The organism is bacterium, from assembly GCA_028821235.1.
GTDB lineage: Bacteria > Actinomycetota > Acidimicrobiia > Spongiisociales > Spongiisociaceae > Spongiisocius.
The window spans coordinates 88,961-107,437 of sequence record JAPPGV010000089.1; the positions used below are offsets into that span (position 1 = coordinate 88,961).

General features: G+C 66.6%; 15 protein-coding genes. 8 read left to right on the forward strand and 7 right to left on the reverse strand.

Features of this window, described 5'->3' with window-relative positions; translation table 11 throughout:
* Positions 1-897, forward strand: coding sequence for a TIGR03619 family F420-dependent LLM class oxidoreductase (locus tag OXK16_10430; protein ID MDE0376365.1), 897 nt, complete (start codon positions 1-3; stop codon positions 895-897).
* Here the strand turns inward: OXK16_10430 and OXK16_10435 are convergent.
* The 4 genes from OXK16_10435 to OXK16_10450 are packed head-to-tail and all read right to left on the reverse strand — an operon-like array spanning position 843 to position 6,774.
* Complete coding sequence (locus OXK16_10435; protein ID MDE0376366.1) at positions 843-2,474, reverse strand: hydantoinase B/oxoprolinase family protein; 1,632 nt, start codon at positions 2,472-2,474, stop codon at positions 843-845. The genes OXK16_10430 and OXK16_10435 overlap by 55 nt on opposite strands.
* Positions 2,467-4,500 (reverse strand): hydantoinase/oxoprolinase family protein, encoded by a 2,034-nt coding sequence (locus tag OXK16_10440; GenBank protein MDE0376367.1) that lies wholly within the window; start codon positions 4,498-4,500, stop codon positions 2,467-2,469. The genes OXK16_10435 and OXK16_10440 overlap by 8 nt, the downstream gene beginning before the upstream one ends.
* Before the next feature lie 10 nt (positions 4,501-4,510).
* The gene (tenA, locus tag OXK16_10445; protein ID MDE0376368.1) at positions 4,511-5,179 is read right to left on the reverse strand and encodes a thiaminase II; all 669 of its coding nucleotides are present in this window, start codon (positions 5,177-5,179) and stop codon (positions 4,511-4,513) included.
* Positions 5,176-6,774: an amidohydrolase family protein gene (locus tag OXK16_10450; GenBank protein ID MDE0376369.1), complete on the reverse strand. Its 1,599-nt coding sequence runs from the start codon at positions 6,772-6,774 to the stop codon at positions 5,176-5,178. The genes tenA and OXK16_10450 overlap by 4 nt, the downstream gene beginning before the upstream one ends.
* A 254-nt stretch (positions 6,775-7,028) precedes the next feature.
* On the opposite strand from OXK16_10450, the gene OXK16_10455 reads away from it, so the two are divergent.
* Positions 7,029-8,030: an amidohydrolase family protein gene (locus OXK16_10455; GenBank protein ID MDE0376370.1), complete on the forward strand. Its 1,002-nt coding sequence runs from the start codon at positions 7,029-7,031 to the stop codon at positions 8,028-8,030.
* A 91-nt stretch (positions 8,031-8,121) separates the two neighbouring features.
* Here the strand turns inward: OXK16_10455 and OXK16_10460 are convergent, their stop codons facing one another.
* Positions 8,122-8,901 carry an SDR family oxidoreductase gene (locus tag OXK16_10460; protein ID MDE0376371.1) on the reverse strand — a complete coding sequence of 260 codons (780 nt, stop codon included), beginning with the start codon at positions 8,899-8,901 and terminating at the stop codon, positions 8,122-8,124.
* A gap of 60 nt (positions 8,902-8,961) precedes the next feature.
* Between OXK16_10460 and OXK16_10465 the strand changes: the two genes are divergently transcribed.
* Positions 8,962-10,404, forward strand: a complete 1,443-nt coding sequence (locus tag OXK16_10465) for an amidase (protein MDE0376372.1) — start codon at positions 8,962-8,964, stop codon at positions 10,402-10,404.
* 45 nt (positions 10,405-10,449) lie between these two features.
* On the opposite strand, the gene OXK16_10470 is transcribed toward OXK16_10465, so the two are convergent.
* On the reverse strand, positions 10,450-11,418 hold the full coding sequence (locus OXK16_10470) for an amidohydrolase family protein (protein MDE0376373.1): 969 nt from the start codon (positions 11,416-11,418) through the stop codon (positions 10,450-10,452).
* A 2-nt stretch (positions 11,419-11,420) separates the two neighbouring features.
* Positions 11,421-12,995, reverse strand: a complete 1,575-nt coding sequence (locus OXK16_10475; protein MDE0376374.1) for an amidohydrolase family protein — start codon at positions 12,993-12,995, stop codon at positions 11,421-11,423.
* Positions 12,996-13,049: 54 nt separating this feature from the next.
* On the opposite strand from OXK16_10475, the gene OXK16_10480 reads away from it, so the two are divergent.
* The 5 genes from OXK16_10480 (at position 13,050) to OXK16_10500 (ending at position 18,407) form a co-directional block, all read left to right on the forward strand.
* Positions 13,050-14,198 carry an acetate--CoA ligase family protein gene (locus OXK16_10480; protein MDE0376375.1) on the forward strand — a complete coding sequence of 383 codons (1,149 nt, stop codon included), beginning with the start codon at positions 13,050-13,052 and terminating at the stop codon, positions 14,196-14,198.
* Positions 14,199-14,212: 14 nt separating this feature from the next.
* Positions 14,213-14,413 (forward strand): biotin/lipoyl-binding carrier protein, encoded by a 201-nt coding sequence (locus tag OXK16_10485; GenBank protein ID MDE0376376.1) that lies wholly within the window; start codon positions 14,213-14,215, stop codon positions 14,411-14,413.
* Positions 14,410-15,297 (forward strand): succinate--CoA ligase subunit alpha, encoded by an 888-nt coding sequence (locus tag OXK16_10490; GenBank protein MDE0376377.1) that lies wholly within the window; start codon positions 14,410-14,412, stop codon positions 15,295-15,297. Before OXK16_10485 ends, OXK16_10490 begins: the two co-directional genes overlap by 4 nt.
* Positions 15,298-15,413: 116 nt before the next feature.
* On the forward strand, positions 15,414-16,970 hold the full coding sequence (locus tag OXK16_10495) for a propionyl-CoA carboxylase (protein ID MDE0376378.1): 1,557 nt from the start codon (positions 15,414-15,416) through the stop codon (positions 16,968-16,970).
* 87 nt (positions 16,971-17,057) lie between these two features.
* The gene (locus OXK16_10500; protein ID MDE0376379.1) at positions 17,058-18,407 is read left to right on the forward strand and encodes an amidohydrolase; all 1,350 of its coding nucleotides are present in this window, start codon (positions 17,058-17,060) and stop codon (positions 18,405-18,407) included.
* Positions 18,408-18,477: the final 70 nt, after the last annotated feature.

An 18,477-nucleotide genomic window follows, 5' to 3' on the forward strand; every position in this document is an offset into this window, starting at 1 on the left:
ATGAAGTACGGGATAGGCGCCGTCAACTCACTTCTCATCGACGATCCCGCCGCCATGCGTGATGTCGCCCAGGCAGCCGAAGGTCTCGGCTACGACTTCCTTACGCTGATCGATCACGTCCTGCTCGCCTACTCGGCCGCGGACGGGACACCTCGGGCGCACTACCCGGCCCGGACCCCCTACCACGACATCCTGGTTGCTCTCGGGTATCTAGGGGGTGTCACGACCCGGATCGCGCTGCGTTCCGCAGTGGTGATCATGCCTCAGCGGGGTCCAGCGGTCGTCGCCAAGCAGGCGGCCGCTGCGGACAGCCTCTCCGGAGGGCGTCTCGAGTTGGGGCTCGGGATCGGATGGCACCTGGAGGAATACGACGCCCTGGAGGTTCCCTTCACGGAGCGGGGCAGGCGGATGGACGAGGGCATCGAGTTGATGAAGCTGCTCTGGACCCGGGACCGGGTCGACTTCGACGGGCGGTTCTACCGGGTGGACGGCATGGGAATGGAGCCGAAGCCGGTGACCCGGCCCCACCCGCCGCTGTGGTTCGGCGGTACGACCCCGCCCGTGTTCCGGCGGGTGGTGGAGCACGGGGTGGGCTGGCTGTCGAGGCCTGTCCAGACGGTCGAGGAGATCGGCGCCTGCTGGAAGAAGATCCGGCGTCTCGCCGCCGAGGCGGGTCGGGACGCCGACGCACTCCGACTCCACGTCTCCGTGGGCCTAGGTCCCGAGGAGACCACCGAACAGATAGTCGGGAACGTGCGAAGGATGATCTCCGCGGGAGCGACGGATATCTCGTTCTTCACCAGCTACATGCCCGGCATCGAGTCCGCCGGTGACCACATCGCTCAGCTGGAGCGGGCCATGTCCGACGTCGTGCCGGGGGTGGACGCCGGGCCGTAGCCGCCTCCACCGCTGGTCTCCACCCTGATGATCGACCCGGGTTCCAGAGAGGAGGACGTCTTCGAGGCTGTCGATACGACCTGCCCATCGGGCCCGAGGATCGTCACCCTGGTGGGGCGGGCGTCATCGCCCCCGCCCACCCCCTCCGGCCGGTGCTCCTCGATGGCCTGCTCGCAGTAGAGGGTGGCGATCTGGGGGACGTCGAGGATCTGGTACTCGCGACAGATCCCCAGGCCGCCGGACAGCAGGCCCTCTCCGGACGAGTCCTCGACGAGTTCGCTCTTGAGTATCCGGACCGAGTACTCGGTCTCGGCCACCTCGACCGGTAGCAGCGCCACGTTGGACATGTAGGTGTCCACCCCGTCGATTCCCCTTCCGTGGTCATGCGCGCCCGTCCCGCCGCCCACCACCTCCATGAGGACCGCGGTCTCGCCGGTCTGGGGGGAAATGCTGCCGATCTGCAAGCCGAAGAACGTGACGCTGCTGCTGGCCACCGCCCGGGCCGGCCACAGATCGGAGGCCGCCCGGATGAGGGTGTCGGCGACCACCTGGCAGGTGTTGTGCCGCACGGAGACGGCCGCGGGGAACCGCGGATTCAGGATGGTTCCCGACGGGCACGTGATGGTGACGGGCGCCAGCAAGCCGTCGTTGGAGGGAATGTCGAGGCCGACCATGGTGCGGACCAGGTAGGCCACGCATGCCCGGGTGCTTGCCCACGGCACGTTGAGCGCGCCGTCCACCTGGGGGGACGAGCCGGTGAAATCCACATGCAGCGCCCGGCGGGTCTTGGCGAGCCGGACGCGGATCGGTACGGGGGCGCTGCCGAGTCCGTCGTCGTCGAGATGGCCGGTGCGGACGGCTTCCCCGTCCTCGAGGTCGGACAGGGCGGCGGCGGTCTGGCGGGCGGTCCGGTCGAGGATCGCGGTGAACGCAGCGCCGACCTGGTCGGATCCGTACCGTGCCATAGTGCGCAGCAGGGCCCTCACCCCTGTGAGACAGGAGGCGTGTTGGGCCCGCAGGTCGGCCACCAGCCCCCGGGGTTCCCGCACGTTGGCGGCGATCATCCGGAACAGGTCCCGGTTCTCCTTGCCCCCTTGGTAGAGCTTGATGGGCGGGAAGATCAGACCCTCGGCGAACAACTCCCGGTGGTGGGGCGCCAGGGTGCCGGGTGTGGGTCCGCCCAGGTCGACATGGTGGGCGGTCGACCCGGTCCATCCCACCACCTTGCCGTCGGAGAAAACGGGCATGACCAGGTTCAGGTCCGGCGTATGCATGCATCCCATGTACGGATGGTTGAGGAGGAAGGCGTCTCCCGGCTGCACGTCACCAGGGTCCGGATACTCAGCTCTGCAGGTCTGGACGGCCAGCGACATCGCCCCCAACTGGGCGGGAATCCGCTCGTCCTGGGCCACCGATTCGCCTCCGGGCGCGAAGATCGCGCAGCTGAAGTCCTCCATCTCCCTGATGATGGGGCTGTGGCTGGAACGCTTGAGGATCATCGCCATCTCGCGAGCAGCGTGGCGGAGGCGGCTGTGGATCAACTCGTAGGTGACAGGATCGAGGTCTCTGCTACGCATCGGCCGCCTCCCGGATGATCAGGTTCTGGAACCGGTCCACGCGGGCGGACTGCCCGTCGAGAACGACGGTGGTGGCGTCCGGTTGCTCCACTATGCACGGCCCCGCCAGCACGGCGCCGGGACTCAGATCATCGCGCCTGTAGACGGGGGCCTTGACGGGGCGGGGCATCTCCCGCAGCTTCATGAGGCGTGTGGAGACCGGGCTCGGAGAGCGGAGGGATTCGCCGTTGGGTGGGGCCGTGCCGACCGGGAGCGAGCCGAAGGCGGACATCCGCAGGGTCACGGCCACCACGGGATCATCCGATGTATGGCCGTAGAGCGAGTCGTGGATGTTGCGGAACTCATCACGGACCCCTTCGGGGCTGAGCCCGGCGGACCTGACCGGGACGGTCAACTCGAAGCCCTGGCCCCGGTACCGGCAGTCGATGGAAGGTTCGAGACGGACTCGACGGTCCTCGATCCCGTCCGCCCGGAGCCGGGCGCGGAGCGACTCCGCGGTCGTGTCGAACCAGCGGGCGATACCTCCGATGGAGGACTTGTCGACGGTGGTCAGCACTGTGGCCGACTCGTCGATTCTGAGGTCCGTTGCGAGCAGGCCCGCCGCGGAGAAGAGGCCGGGGTGACGTGGGATGATCGCTTCCGGCATGGACAGATCCCTGATCAACTGGCCGGCGTGGAGCGGCCCCGCCCCGCCGAAAGCCACCAGGGTGTACCGCCTGGGATCCTGCCCGCGATCTATCGAGACCCTCCGGATGGCCGCCTCGAGATGGGCGTTGGCAATGGCCAGCACGCCTTCGGCGGTAGCCTGCGCGCTCAGCCCCAACCCGGCGCCCACCGTGGTGATCGCATCGAGGGCCGCATCCCGGTCCAGGGTGAGGCTGCCACCCAGAGCTGTCAGCTCACCGAGGGTGCCCGCCACCAGGTGAGCGTCGGTGAGGGTGGCGTTCCGACCCCCGAGCCCGTACGCGGCGGGGCCGGGATCCGCTCCCGCGCTGGCCGGACCGACCTTGAGGGCGCCTGACCGGTCGACCTCGACGATGCTCCCGCCTCCGGCTCCGGCCGAATGGATGCCGAGGGACGGCGACAGAATCGGGTGGGATTCGATGTGGCGCATCGGGGACACCGAAGCCAGCCCCTTCCGTATCAGGCAGACATCCGCCGACGTACCACCGATATCGAGTGACAGGAGGTGGGTTCGCCCGGTGGCCGCTCCCAGGGCCACCGCCCCAGCCACACCGGCCGCGGGTCCGGAGACCAGTAGTTTGTGGGCCTCGGCCTCCGCTCGGGCGGCGGGGACGCCCCCGCCGTTGGACTGCATCACGAGGAAGGCTCCCGGTACTCCGAGATCCCGTATTCCATCCTCGGCTCTCTTCAGGTAGTCCCGGACGACCGGGCGGAGCCCGGCGTTGACAGCCGTCGTGACGGTCCGAGGGTACTCCCGGAACTCGTTAGCCACCTCGGAGGATCGGGAGACGGCCAGGCCGGGACATGCGACTTCGAGGGCATCGGCGAGCGCGCGCTCGTGGCTGTCGTCCAGGTAGCTGAACAGGAGTGAGATGGCGACCGCTTCCGGATCCCGTGACTCGACCTCGCTGACTGCTCGGCCGGTCTCCGACGCCGTCAGGGTCCGAACGGTACCGGTTGCGGTTATGCGTTCGTCCACTTCGATCCGGTCACCGCGCGGGATGAACTCCCTCGGGCGGCTCTGGCGCAGGTCGTAAGCGTCGGGACGGGAACCCGAGCGGTAGGTCAGTATGTCGCGGAAGCCCTTGGTCGTGAGGAGGACGACCCGGGCCAGCCTGTCGTTGATGACCGCGTTGGTGGCGATGGTGGTGCCGTGGAACACCAGGGACACTTCCTCGAACGCCATTCCGAGACGGCCGAGAACGGAGAGGCCGTCGAGCAGACCGAGAGCCGGATCGGCGGGGACCGTGGGCACCTTGGCCGTGAGCCGCTGCCCGATCCCGTCGTCTGCGACCACGTCGGTGAAAGTGCCACCGATGTCGATGGCGACGGTCCATGTCATCGGCAGGAACTCAGACCGGCCAGGCCCTCTCGTTGTAGGCCATGTCCCAGAACATCTGCTCCAGGCGGCTGCTGGTGCGGAAGATGTCCTCGATTCTTGCCAGGTCCGAACTGCTCATGCCCTCGCAGAGTCGTTCGAGCTTGTCCTTGACCTCTTCGAGCGTGTCCCAGTACTCCTGCCCACCGAAGAACTCGATCCAGGTGCGGTAGACCTGGTGTTCGGGGGCGTCGGGAAGCCGTTCCTTGCCGATCTCACCGTAGCTCCAGGCGCAGGGTGTCAGCGAGGCCATGATGTCGGCGGCTCGGCCCTCGTAGGCCACGGTCAGCAGGTGGCGGGTGTAGGCCAGCGTCCCGGGTGCCATCACCACCTCTTCGGTCGCTCCAGGAACCATCTGCCGGACCTCGTCGAGCAACTGGCGGTTCTTGGGTAGCTCGAAGTCGACGATGTTGCTCACGATGGCGGCGAAGTCCCGCATGGTGTCCTCATCATCGGCCTTCGCCACACCGAGGGCCATCGCCCTGGCCAACTCCCTCAGGAAGACGATGTTCTGGCCGATGTAGAAGGCGAACTTCCGTTCTGGAAGGGTGCCGGCGGCCAATTCATCCACGAACGGATGGTTGTGCAGCACGTGCCAGATGTCCCGGCAGCTGTCCCTGAGGTTTTCGCAAACACTGCTCATCGACGGGTACCTCCTCCGATACGCCGGCCGCCATCGAAGCCGACCGGGCCGGTCGTCGTGTTGTACTCGTAGCCGAGGGCCATGGGCTCCTCCGCCCACGGGCGGTAGAAGTCGAACAGGTACGGCTCGACCTCGAACGCAAGCTCGGCCCACCGAGCCCAGGGCTCCTCCAGATCGAAGAGCCCCCTCGCTATCGCCTCGTTGTACTCGTCCCGGATCTGCTGCTCGTTAAGGGTGGTGATCTCCCCGTTGTCGAGCACCACCTTGCCGGCGATGAGCACCGTCTCGATGTCCGTGCCGTCGGCCCGGTCCAGGATCACGTCGAGGACCGGGCTTATGTAGAAGCGAGCAGGCGTATCGAAGACCCGCTTGCGGTCGAGGATGAGCAAGTCGGCATCTTTTCCCACCGCCAGGCTGCCGATGCGATCCTCGGCGCGGGCGGCCCGGGCGCCGTAGGTGGCCGCGGATCGCAGGAGCGCCTCGGAGTCGAGCCGGCCGTGCTCGGGTTCCGGGCCTAGGGGTAGCCGCTGGAGGTAGGCGCCCAGCCTGACTTCCTGGAGCATGTCGTCACGTTCGGAGAAGGAGATGGCATCGGTGCCGAACGCCAGCCCTCCGCCGGCGTCGAGGATGTCGCGCACCCGGCAAACGCCGGTGCTCAGCCGTAGATTCGAGCCGGGGTTGCTCGCCGCCACGGCCCCGCTGTCGGCCAGGATCTCGATGTCGCGGTCCGTTGCCCAGACGAAGTGCGACAGCGAGACGTCGGGACCGAGCAGTCCGATGTCAGACAGGCGTTGCATGCCGGTGACACCGAAGCGCTTGATGTTGTATTGCATCTCGGATCGGGTTTCGAGGCAGTGGGTCATGATCCCGGTGTCGTACTCGGTGGCTATGGCCCGGCACCGCCGGTACAGGTCGTTCGAAACGGCCGGGGTCCAGTCCGGAGCAAGCAGGACGCGGAGCCGGTCGTCCCGGCGGTCCCACGTCCTGGCAGTATCCTGATACGCGGCTAGGACATCGTCGCTGGGCAGGGCGTAACCCATGGGGGAGTTGCGCACCTCTTCGGCCAGCTGTTCGGGCAGTCGTTTCAGGAAGTCCTCGTTGGCCTCGTGGACATAGAGGTTCTCATCGCGCAGAGTGATCCCGAGCGCGGTCCGCATTCCCAGGTCCTCGTAGGCCTGCAGAGCATTGTTCATGCCGAAGTTCTTAGGACCGGGCCGGCCGTAGAAGGCGTCGACCGTGGTTGTGATTCCGCCCCGGACCGCGGTCATGAGGGTGACGAGGATGGCCTGGTACATGATCTCCTCGTCCATCGGCTTGAAGACCGGATGTACGTAGATGTTGGCCCTCTCGAAGAGCATCTCCCAGAGACCCGGACCCAGCGCCGACTCAGAGTGGTAGTGGGCGGCAACGAATCCGGGCATGACGAAGTGGTCCTGCGAGCCGAGGATGCGGTCGAAGGGCCCCTTGGTCTCGAGTTCGGCCCTCGGTCCCGACTCCACAATCTTCTTACCTTCGACGATCAGGGCGCCATCCGTGATGAACGCTTCGTCGGCAAGCGTGACCACCGGGTTGCCCACGATGAGGTATCGCGACATCTGTCCCGTCCTTTCGGCTCGTGCCTCCCGGGCCTGCACCGGTGAAGCGCTGACGTCTCTCCCGGACCTGCCGATTTGGTCCGTCATGGCGAGCTTACTTCGGGCTTGGGAACGGCGTCTTGAGGAGGGTGCCGCAAAGACGAGAGGGGGTTGGCCCGCGATCCCGCGACCTGGGTTTCGTTGCCGGTGCCGGGCCTGGCGGACGGTGCTCGGGTTAGGGTATCGACGTTGCCCGAGTCCAGAGGAGGGCGCCAATGCAGATCGATATGCACACCCATGTGCTCGCATTGGCGGCCGATCCCGAGTTCTCGGTGGAATACGGCCGGGAGGGGTCGCTCTGCATTTACCGCAGTGCGGGGTCCGTGCCGACGCATCGCATGCCCACGGAGGACGAGTGGGAGGAGAGTGGCTTCTCCCGCAAGGGTTGGCCGATCATCGGTGGCGCCGAATCCATGCGGGACCACCCCGGATTCGACAAGATCGTCCTGCTGTCCGTGTCGCCGCAGTGGCTCGACGGCCGCTTGATAGGAACGGTCGACCCGACGGGCATCAGCGGCGTCGAGGGTCCGCCTCACCCCGAGAAGTGCAACGACTACATAGCCGGGCTCGTGCGTCAGGACCCGGCGACCCTGGTCGGCTTCGCTTCGGTGAACCCCGCCTACCAGGGACCGGAGGCGGCGGTGGAGGAACTCACCCGGGCTGTCCGCGAGCTGGGATTGTCCGGAGTGAAGCTCTACCCGATGTACCAGCACTGGTCGCCCGACGATCGCGAACTGGCCTTCCCCGTCTACCAGTGTGCTCTTGAGCTCGGGATCCCGGTGATGTTCCACCAGGCCGGATCAACGCGTATCGACGCGTCCCTCGGCCTGGGACGGCCCGCGCTCCTCGACGATGTCGGCAGGGAGTTCCGTGACCTCGTGGTGATAATAGCCCACATGGGAATCCCGTGGCAGGACGAAGCGCTCTTCCTGCTCACCAAGCACCCCAACTTCTACGGTGAACTCTCCTACCTGATCGCGGCCCTCAGTCCGAGGGAGTTGTTCACCTTCCTCCACAAGGCGGAGCCCTTCTTCGTTCCCCTGGAGAAGCTGTTCTTCGGTTCGGACTATCCCGGGTTCCTCTACGACCCGGTGGTGCTGCGTGACAAGCTCCTCACCATCAACGACCATGCTGAACCGCTGGGACTCGACCCCTTACCCCGGCACAAGCTCAAGGGCATCATGGGCGACCACGCGGCCGCCGTCCTCGGCTGGTGATGGGGGAGTTCGGTAACGGCAGACCGTAGCCTTACCCGGGTCCGGTCGTCGTCCGGATGAGCACGCGGCATTCCAACCGCAGGAGCCCCGCTCATGCGGTCCATCCACCGTCGACGAGAAGGTTCTGCCCGGTCAGGTAGGAACTCATACCGGATACGAGGAACAGCGCTGCTCCGACCATCTCCTCCGGCCGGGCGATGCGGCCAATGGGCGTCCGCTGGAGGATGGCCGACACGTTGTCCTCGTCGGCGAGATAGTCGCGGGTCATGTCGGTTTCCACCCACGCCGGACTGATGCAGTTGAGCCGCACCTTGGGCGCCCAATGGTCGGCCAGCACGGCACTCATGTGGATCATGGCCGCCTTGCTGGCGCTGTAGGCGACCTGGGCGCCGTCGCTCACCACCCCTGACAGCGACGCGATGTGGACGATCGAGCCTCCATTGCCGTCCAGCATGCGGCGACCGACTTCCCTGGTCAGGAAGAAGGCGCCCCGGAGGTTCACGTCGAACAACGCATCCCATTCCGCGGGGCTGATCTCCAGCGCGGAGGAGCGGTTCGTGGCTCCGGCGGAGTTGACCAGGCTGTCCAGCCCTCCCTTCCACCTCCACGCCGCCGCTACAGCCGCCGCTGTGGAGTCGAGTTCGGCGATGTCCGCAACGAGCGGAAGAAACTCGCCTCCTCCGGCGCGTATCTCGTCCCCGAGATCGTCAAGGGCGTCGGCGGAGCGGGCCAGGCCCATCACCGAGGCGCCGGCCGCGGCCAGACCGATGGCTATGGATCGCCCGATTCCCCTGCTGGCGCCGGCCACTAGCGAGGTGGCGCCACCGAGACCGGGCCGTAGTAGCACCTCGAAGTGTCCACATTCCACCACGAGCGCCCTCCCTGACCTCCGATAAGCTGAGATCGGATCTCAACCAGCGAGGAAACCCTAATGGCCTTGTTCGATGAGTACGAAGACCACGACGCCCTCGGCTTGGCCGGCCTCATCCGTGACCGCCGGACCACCCCCGATGAGCTGCTCGACGCGGCGCTGGAACGGGTAGCGACCAGGAATCCCGGTGTCAACGCGGTCATACATCTCATGGAGGACGCGGCCAGGGAAACGATCTCCCGCGGACTTCCTCCGGGGCCGGTGTCGGGGGTTCCCTTCATGCTCAAGGATCTTCACGGACTCTGCGCCGGCGAACCCACCACCAACGGATCCCGCCTCTACCAGGGGAACGTCGCGGACCATGACAGCACCATCATCGCGCGGTACCGAGAGGCCGGTCTCCTCCTGTTCGCCAAGACCAACACGCCTGAGGTCGGGATCAGCGGCACCACCGAGCCGGTTCTTTACGGGCCGACCCTCAACCCATGGGACAGGTCCCGCAGCGCCGGAGGGTCGAGTGGCGGAGGCGCGGCGGCGGTGGTCACCGGCATGGTGCCCGTCGCGCAGGCAACCGACGGGGGAGGCTCGATCCGCAGTCCGGCCGCCAACTGCGGGCTGTTCGGTCTGAAACCGACCAGGGCACGGACACCGGCCGGTCCCGACGCGGGGGAGGGATGGAGCGGTCTTGCCACGTACCATGTCGTCTCCCGCACGGTGCGGGACAGTGCCGTCTTCCTCGACGTCGCCCACGGACCGGAACCCGGCGACCCCTACACCGCGCCCGTACCCGATCGCGACTTCCTGGCCGAGGTCGGCAGGGACCCGGGCAGGCTCCGCATTGCTCTGTGGACCGAGGGCCTCTGCGGGGAACCCGTCGACCCGGAGTGCGTGCTGGCTGCGGAACGGGTCGCCGGCCGGCTAGCGGAACTCGGTCACACGGTCACCCCCGCCGTGCCTCCGGTCTCGGGGGCCGAATCCCGCCGAGCGATAACCACGATCCTCGTGGGGCATACCGCCAACCACGTCACGCTACGGCTGAATGCGCTGGGCCGTGCCCTCCGGAGCGACGATCTGGAGAACATAACCCGGCTGGCCGCCGAGGAGGGGAACCGTCTGTCGGCGCGTGACTACGCCAACGCCTTGGTGATGGCTCATCGCACCGGCCGTCAGATGGCCGGGTTCTTCGACGAGTACGACATCATCCTGAGCCCCACCCTCGCCGATCCACCCCTCCCGCTACGCGGCCTCGATATGATGGGGGACGACCTGGACTACTACATGGACAGGCTGTGGGGGCACATGGCCTTCACCCCGCTCTACAACCTGAGCGGTTGCCCCGCCGCGAGCCTTCCGATGCGCATGACACCTGACGGTCTCCCCGTAGGCGTCCAGATCGGCGCCGCCTTCGGCAACGAGGCCATACTGTTCCGCCTCGCCGCCCAACTCGAAGAGGCCGACCCGTGGTGGGATCGCCGGCCCCCACCGCTGAACACGGAGGACTGACTCTCCGATCACGGGTAGCCGGTTCTCACCGGCCACCGTTTCTGGTCACCGTCCGCTGTTTCGGTGGTGGTCTAGGCGGTACACGCGGCGGGTGTTCTCTCCGAGTATTTGGTCGATTTCGTGTTGGGGGATGCGGTAGCCCAGTTGTTTGGCCCATTCGGGGAGCATGCGGAATTGGTCTACCCATTGTTTGAGGGTGAGGGAGACTTCTATGCCGGCCATGTCGGATCCGAACAGGATCCGGTCTGCTCCGATGCGGTCTCTCATCCATACGATCTTGCGGGTTAGTTCGTCGGGGGAGATCCAGTGTTGCCATAGGCTCATGTCGAGGTGGATGTTGGTCTTGTAGATGGCGACGGAGATGGCTTCGTGTGCCCAGGTTTCGTAGCGGGCGGAGTGGCCGAGGATGAAGCGTAGGTCGGGGAAGTCGGCGGCGGCGGAGTCGACGTAGATGGGGTGTCCGAACTTGGATTTGTGCCGGCCTGCGGAGTGTCCTTGGTGGAGGAGTACGGGTAGGTCTCGTTCTAGGAGGAACCGGTAGAGGGGGTAGACGAGGTCTTCGTCGTCGGGGTAGAAGCCGTTGGTGGGGTATAGCTTGAGGCCTATGGCGCCCCATTCGTCTACTGCTGTGGTGAGGATGTCGAGGGCGTCGGGGCGGCGGGGGTCTACTCCGCAGAAGGTGTAGAGGCGTCCGGGGTGTCTTTTGGTGGCTTCGGCGCAGAGCCGGTTCTTTTCCGCGATGGGGATGACGCCTTCTTCGCCCAGGCCGACTCCGTGGTCCATGGGCATCATCACCGACGCGTCTACCCCGGCCTCGTCCATACGAGCCACCGCCTTATCGCCGTTGCCGTCGGCAGCCACACTCCAAGCCTCCGCGAAGTACTCGGGGTCGGACTTGGGCGGGTCGTACCAGCGCACCTGCCTCGCCCAGGATTCGGCCATGCCCGAGGACACGTTCATCGGGTTCCAGTCGTGTTCCATGATGTGCATGTGGCAATCCACCACCAAGGGCATGGTCACTCCCCTCTTGAACCGTTCCCCGTAAGGGGCGGATGCTTGGCGTTGTAAACGGCCGCCGGCTCCAACGGTGTCCGGGCCCACGGGCGGTAGAAGTCGAGGACGTAGGGGTCTACCTCCCATCCCAGGCGCACCGACTCGGGGTCGGGGTCGCTTCCCATGATGCGCGCAGCCGCTTCGGTGACGTAGTCGTGCACACGGCTGTGCGGAATGCGGGTGAACTCGCCGTCGTCGAACACGATCTCTCCGGCGACCATGACCGAGGCCACGTCGGCGGCGGAGGCTCGGTCGAGGATCACGTCCAGGGGCGGGGTGGATGCGTAGCGTTCCTCCGGCCAGAACAAGCGGTCCCGGCTCAATACGACCAGGTCGGCTTCCTTGCCGACGCCGAGCGAGCCGAGTTCGGACTCGAAGCGGATCGCCCGGGCGCCGTTCTCCGCAGCGGCTCGCAGCACGGCCTCCGAATCGAGGCGCCCGACCTCGAGCAATCCCGGCGTTCTCTGCAGATAGGCGGCGAGGCGGAGTTCTTGGAGGAAGTCGCCGGAGTCGGAGAAGGAGATGTTGTCGGTGCCGAAGCACACCCGCCCGCCGCGGTCCATGATGTCCCTCACCCGGGCTATCCCGGTGCTGAGCCGGAGGTTGGAGCCGGGATTGTTGACGGCCACCGCTCCCGTGTCGGCGAGTATCGAGATGTCCTCGTCGGTCGCCCAGACGAAATGGGAACACGACACGTCGGGCCCCAGCACCCCGAGATCCGCCAGGCGGCGCATAGCCGTCTTGCCGTCGCTCTCCAGCGCGTACATCATCTCGGAGCGGGTCTCGAGCACGTGCGTCATGATCCCCGTTCCGAACTCATCGGCGAGGCGCCGGTTCCGCACGTAGAGTTCGTCCGAGCACGCCGGCGTCCAGTCGGGGGCGAGCAGGACCCGGATCCGGCCCTCCCGGTGATCCCAGCGGGAGACCAGGTCCCGGTAGGTGGCGAACACCTCGCCGATCGGCCATGCGTAACCCATCGCCGAGGCGCGCACCCGAGCAGCCAGATCCTCGGGAAGCATGGCGAGGAACGACTCGTCGTCGGCATGGACCAGGGTGTTGCGGTCCCTGGTCACCACGCCGAGGGCCACCCGGACTCCGAGGTCCCGGTAGGCCGCCAGGATCGCGTCGTACCCGAAGTTGGGCAGACCCGACCGGCCGTAGTTGAGGTCGACGAACCCGGTCTGGCCACCTCGCACATCGTTCATGACGTTGGCCAGTACCGCGTGGTATAGGTCTTCCTCGGTAACGGGGGTCCACATGCCATGCAAGTGGACGTTGGCCCGCTCGAAGATGTACTGGGCCATGCCCCTGCTCAGGGCTGAACCCGAGTGGTAGTGACCGTTGATGAATCCCGGAAGGACGGTATGGCGGCGCGATCCGACCCGCCGGTCGAACGGACCGAGGCCCTCCAGCTCGCGCCTCTTTCCGATCCGGGAGACGGTCCGATCCTCGACGACGAGCGCGCCGTCCCGGATATACCCCGGGGAAGCATCGCCGAGGACGACGAGGGGATCTCCCATTACCAGCGTCCGGCTCACCGTGGTCCTCTCACCCTGGTCCTCCTTGGGTGACCTGACCATAATGCCACCGGAGTGAGGTTGCTGGAACACGAGTCCAAGGCCCGCCTGGCCAGGGCCGGGGTCAGGGTTCCGCGGGGTGCCGTCGCCACCACACCGGAACAGGCTGGGTCTGCCGCGCGGGCTCTGGACGGCGAGGTCTTCGTCAAGGCGTTGGTCCCGGCGAACCGGCGGTCCAAGAACAATGGCGTGATAGGCCCCATCGGACGGGACGCCGCGGCGCGAGCGGCGCATGAGTTGCTCGGTTCCCGGATCCTGGGCCATCGGTGCCGGTCGGTCTACGTGGAGGAGGCTGTCGCCGTGGCCGGAGAGCTCTATACCGCCTTCTCGTGGGGTCCTCGCGGTCCCCGGGTCACCGCATCCGGCGCAGGAGGTGTTGACATCGAGAGCTCGGGCGATGCGATGGTTCACCTTGACCTCGAGGGGTTGGCAGAACTGCCCCAAGACGGGGCGGAGCGTCTCTGGCGGCGGGCGCTGGGCGACGCCCGGGTCCCACCTGCGCTGGTCGAGCTGACCGTGTCGGCAGCCGGCGTCTTCTTCGACGATGCGCTGCTGGTGGAACTGAACCCGCTGGCCAGGTCGGCCGACGGGTTGTTCATCGCAGTCGGAGCGCTGATCGAGATGGACGGCAACGCCCTCTTCAGGCATCCGGAACTCCGATGGCGTCCCGACGGGTTCAGCGAGCGGGAGGCCGTCGTGGCAGAGGCCGATCGCCGGCTTCCGGGCGCCTCCGTACGTTACGTGGAACTCGACGGTGATACGGGGCTGCTGGTGGGCGGGGGCGGCGCCGGGCTCTACCAGCACGATCTGCTGGTCCAAGCGGGTATGCGACCGGCCAACCACAGCGACCTGGGCGCCGGGGTATCGGCCGAGAAGCTGGACGTGCTGATCGAGGCCGTGCTCGGCCACCCCAACCTCTCGCGTCTGCTGGTCAGCTTCAACATCCTCCAGCTGGCCCCTTGCGACCTCATCATGGAGAGACTCCTGATGGGGCTGGACCGGCTCGGAGACCGAGACGGTCCGATCCCGGTGGTGGTCCGGCTAGAGGGGCTCAACGCCGATCGGGCCCGGAGGCTGGCGGCAGGACGGGCCGGTTTGCGGTACCTTCCGTCCGGAGCGAGTCTGGGAGAGGCCGTGGACACCTTGGTCAGGATCAGCCGGTGATCGTCCGCGCCGACATGGCGTCGATCGTCTGGCGGATCACCGTCGCCGAAGGCGAACGGGTGCGAGCCGGGCAGGAGCTCCTCATCCTCGAGTCGATGAAGATGGAGATGCCCGTCATTGCTCCGGTGGCCGGGACAGTGGTAAACATCCCGGTGGCGGAGGGAGACGTGATCGAGGCCGGTGACGCGCTGGTGCGGATCGAACGCAGCCGGTGAGCATCCTGGTCGACGAGCGGACCCGGATCCTGGTCCAGGGCATAACCGGCTCCGTGGGCCGGGTGGATACCCGGCTTTGCCTCGACTACGGATCCCGGATCGTGGCCGGCGTAACGCCCGGACGGGGTGGTGAATCGGTCTCGGGGGTGCCGGTCTTCGATACGGTGGCCGAAGCAGTCGAGCGGACCGGGGCCACCGCGGCCGTTCAATACGTGCCGGCCCGCCACGCAGCGGACGCGGTGGTCGAGGCGGCCGCCTCCGGCCTGTCGCCGATCGTGGCCATTGCCGAGAACCTGCCCCGGCAGGATGCCTGGCGGGCCGCCGTCGCCGCTCGGAACGCCGGTTCGGTCCTGATCGGGTTCAATACCAACGGCATCATCTCACCGGGAAGGACGAAGCTGGGGGGCATCGGCGGGCCGCGGCCCGACGACCTGTTCCGCCCCGGAACCGTGGGTGTCTGCTCCCGGTCGGGGGGAATGTCCGCCGAGATCGCGCGTTCGTTAGCCAGGGCCGGCAGCGGGGTCTCTACCTGCGTCTCGATGGGAGGGGAGTCGATCACCGGAAGAACCATGGCCGAGTACGCCCGCTGGTTCGAGGCGGACGAGGCCACCCGCAGCATCGTGGTCTTCGGCGAGCCGGGATCGGAGCATGAGGCCGAAATGGCCGCCGCCATGGAGCGCGGCGAGGTGACCAAACCGGTCGTGGCGATGATCGTGGGCCAGTTCCAGGACGCCTACCCGGCCGGATCCTCCTTCGGCCACCTATCGGCGATGGTACGGCTCGATACCGACCGTGCGGTGGTTAAACGTGACATGCTGGCGGCCGCCGGAGCGCTGATCGCGGAGCGTGTCGAGGACATTCCCGATCTCTTGGGAGGGTGCTGAAAAAGACGGGGTTTGGTTGGCCCGCGATGCCCCTACCTGGGGTTTTGTTTCCGGCTCTCGGGCCAACGGGACATTCTTCAGTACCCTCGTAGGGTCATGAGCAGGATGGAGGCGAAGTGATCTGGGACCCCGAACTCGAGGAGATGGAGCGCCGGAAGGTGTATGCGCTCTCGATGGGCGGGGAGGAGGCCGTGGCCCGCCAGCACGACGCCGGTCGGCTCACCGCCAGGGAGAGGCTCAGCCTACTGCTCGACGAGGGTACCTGGCAGGAGATCGGGACCTTCACCGGTGCGGCCACCTACGACGCGGAGGGCCGGCTCGTGACCGTGAAACCGGCCAACACCATCATCGGCACCGGCCGGGTCCGCGGTCGCCGGGTGGCCGTCGAAGCCGACGACTACACGATCAGGGGAGGTTCGACGGAAGCGCAGATCTCCGAGAAGTGGGAGTTCATCAACCGGTACGCATTGGAGATGCGGATGCCGATGATCCGTCTCGTGGAGAATGTCGGCGGAAGTGTCCGCCTGCTCGAGAAGATGGGGCGGACCAAGATCCCCGGGTACCGCATGTGGCCCCTCGCCGGGATGCTCGGCTACGTACCTGTGGTGGCCCTGGTGCTAGGTCCGTCAGCAGGTCTCGGTCCTATGAAGGCCGCCAGCAGCCACTTCTCGGTGATGGTCCGCGGCACCAGCCAGGTGTTCGCCGCCGGCCCTCCGGTGGCGCGGGTCGCCCTGGGCCGGGACATCGATAAGGAGGAACTGGGAGGCGCCCACATCCACACCGAGGAGAGCGGAGTCATCGATAACGCGACCGACTCGGAGGAGGAGGCGATCTGCCAGGCAAAGCGGTTCCTGTCGTACCTGCCGCAGAGTGTCTTCGAGTTGCCCCCCCGCCAACCCGGCGACGACTCTCCCGACCGCGCCGAGGACGAGTTGGCCTCGATCATCCCGCGGAATCAGCGCCGGGTCTACGACTCGCGGAGGCTCCTCTCGCTGGTCTTCGACCGCGGCACGCTCTTCGAGATCGCTCCCGCCTACGGACCTTCATCCATCACGATGCTGGCCCGCCTCAACGGTTATCCGGTCGGCGTGATCGCCAACGATCCCTACCGGTTCGGGGGCGGTCTGACCCGCGCCGCTGCAGAGAAGGTCGAGACTTTCGTGGATCTCTGTGACACCTTCCACGTTCCGATCGTGAACTTCGTGGACCAGCCCGGCACCGTGATCGGGCTGGAAGCCGAGCGCGAAGGGGCAGTGCGAGGGACCATCCGCCTCATCTCCGCCATCGAGCAGTCGCGGGTTCCGTGGTGCGGCATGATCGTGCGAAGGCTCTTCGGTCTGGCGGGCACCAGCTACGGTCGGCTGCAGGGCTTGAACCTTCACTACGCCTGGCCGTCTGCCCGGTGGGGTTCCATCCCGATCCAGGGCGGGGTACGAGCCGCTTTCCGCCGGGAACTCGACGCCCTGCCACCAGACGAAGCGGCGGAAAGGCTTGCCCGGCTGGAGGAGCAATACGACGGGCTGTCGTCGCCGTTCCGGACGGCAGAGGCTTTTGGAGTGCCGGAGATCATCGACCCCCGCCGGACCAGGCCCATCCTGTGCCAATGGATCGAGGACGCCTATGCCGTGCTACCCGAGCAACTGGGGCCGACAGCCCGTACCATGCGCAGGTAGCCAGGAGGAGACGGTTGTGGCGCCGGTGGCGCGATCCCACCTGCTTACCCGAGACCTGGAGAGGCCCACTGCGAAAGCGAGGAGATAGTGGCTGATCGGATCATCATCGAGAACGCTGCCATCGTGACGATGAACGAGGAGGACGATGTCATCTTCGACGGATCGATGGTCATCGAGGGCAACCGGTTAGTCGCCGTCGGAGGATCCGAGGCGGCGTCCGGATACGACCGCGCCACCGCGAAGGTCATCGACGCCGGCGGCAAAGCGGCGCTGCCGGGATTCGTCGACCTCCACTACCACACCGCCATCGGAAAGGGCTACTGCGACCATCTGGATCTGTGGGAGATCCTGCAGGGGTTCTGGTATCCCATGATCCGGGCGATCAATCCCGAAGAGGCCTACTGGGCGGCCATGGCCAGTTACAGCGAGTCTCTGAAGGCCGGTGTCACCACCGCCAACGACATGTTCCGCCAACTCCCGGCCCTGGCGCGGGCGGCAGTCGACAGCGGGATCCGGGTGGTTCTCTCCAACGACATAGCCGACCCGGAGCACGACCTCGACGTGATCGAGGACAACGAATCGGCCTACCACGAGTGCCACGGGATGGGCGACGGGCGGGTGGAGGTCTACGTGGGTATCGAGTGGCTACCCCTCGCGTCCGAGCAACTGCTGGTGGACTGCCGGGCGCTGGCCGACCAGCTTGGGACCGGTATCCACATCCACCTGAACGAGTCCCTCGGCGAGGTCGAGATCTCCAAGCAGGCGTTCGGCGGCCGCCGGCCCACCGAGGTGGCATACGACACCGGGATCCTGGGACCGGATTGCGTGGCCGCCCACTGCGTGCACCTATCGGACCGGGAGATCGGGCTCATGAGCGAGACAGGAACCCATATCTCCCACAACCCCACCTCCAATGCCAAGCTCGGCAACGGTATCGCCCGGCTGCCCGAGATGCTGGAGGCAGGCCTCAACGTCGGCCTGGGCCACGACTCGGCGGAGGGAACCAACAGTTGCGACCTGTTCCAGGTGATGAAGTGGGCGTCGTTGGTTCATCGGGCCGAGCGGAAGGACGCGTCGATCCTGCAGGCGCCCGCCATCCTGGGCATGGCGACCAGGAACGGCGCGCGTGCCCTCGGCCACGAGACGGGCGAGTTGAGCGTAGGAAAGGTGGCGGACGTGATCCTGGTCAACCTGCAGAACCACCACTTCACCCCTTGGGTGCCGGGCAACAAGATCCACCTCATGTCACACCTGGTCTACAGCGCGGAGAGCGCCGCGGTCGACACGACCATCGTGGACGGCACGGTGGTGATGGAAGGGCGCGAGTTCCTGGTCTTCGACGAGGAGGAGGTGCTGGCGAAGGCGACCGAGAGCTTCTTCACCTGCATCGACCGGATGGAGGTCCCCGAGGAGTACGCCGGGCTTCTCGATCGCTAGTTGCTAGGTATTAGATTTTGGTGATTGATTAGATCATATTGAGGTGTACTGACCGCTGGCCACAACCCTA

Coding starts and splice junctions, on each gene's coding strand:
- OXK16_10430 (MDE0376365.1), top strand. CDS start 1: ATGAAGTACGGGATAGGCGCCGTCAACTCACTTCTCATCGACGATCCC.
- OXK16_10435 (MDE0376366.1), bottom strand. CDS start 2,474: ATGCGTAGCAGAGACCTCGATCCTGTCACCTACGAGTTGATCCACAGC.
- OXK16_10440 (MDE0376367.1), bottom strand. CDS start 4,500: ATGACATGGACCGTCGCCATCGACATCGGTGGCACTTTCACCGACGTG.
- tenA (MDE0376368.1), bottom strand. CDS start 5,179: ATGAGCAGTGTTTGCGAAAACCTCAGGGACAGCTGCCGGGACATCTGG.
- OXK16_10450 (MDE0376369.1), bottom strand. CDS start 6,774: ATGTCGCGATACCTCATCGTGGGCAACCCGGTGGTCACGCTTGCCGAC.
- OXK16_10455 (MDE0376370.1), top strand. CDS start 7,029: ATGCAGATCGATATGCACACCCATGTGCTCGCATTGGCGGCCGATCCC.
- OXK16_10465 (MDE0376372.1), top strand. CDS start 8,962: ATGGCCTTGTTCGATGAGTACGAAGACCACGACGCCCTCGGCTTGGCC.
- OXK16_10470 (MDE0376373.1), bottom strand. CDS start 11,418: ATGCCCTTGGTGGTGGATTGCCACATGCACATCATGGAACACGACTGG.
- OXK16_10485 (MDE0376376.1), top strand. CDS start 14,213: ATGGCGTCGATCGTCTGGCGGATCACCGTCGCCGAAGGCGAACGGGTG.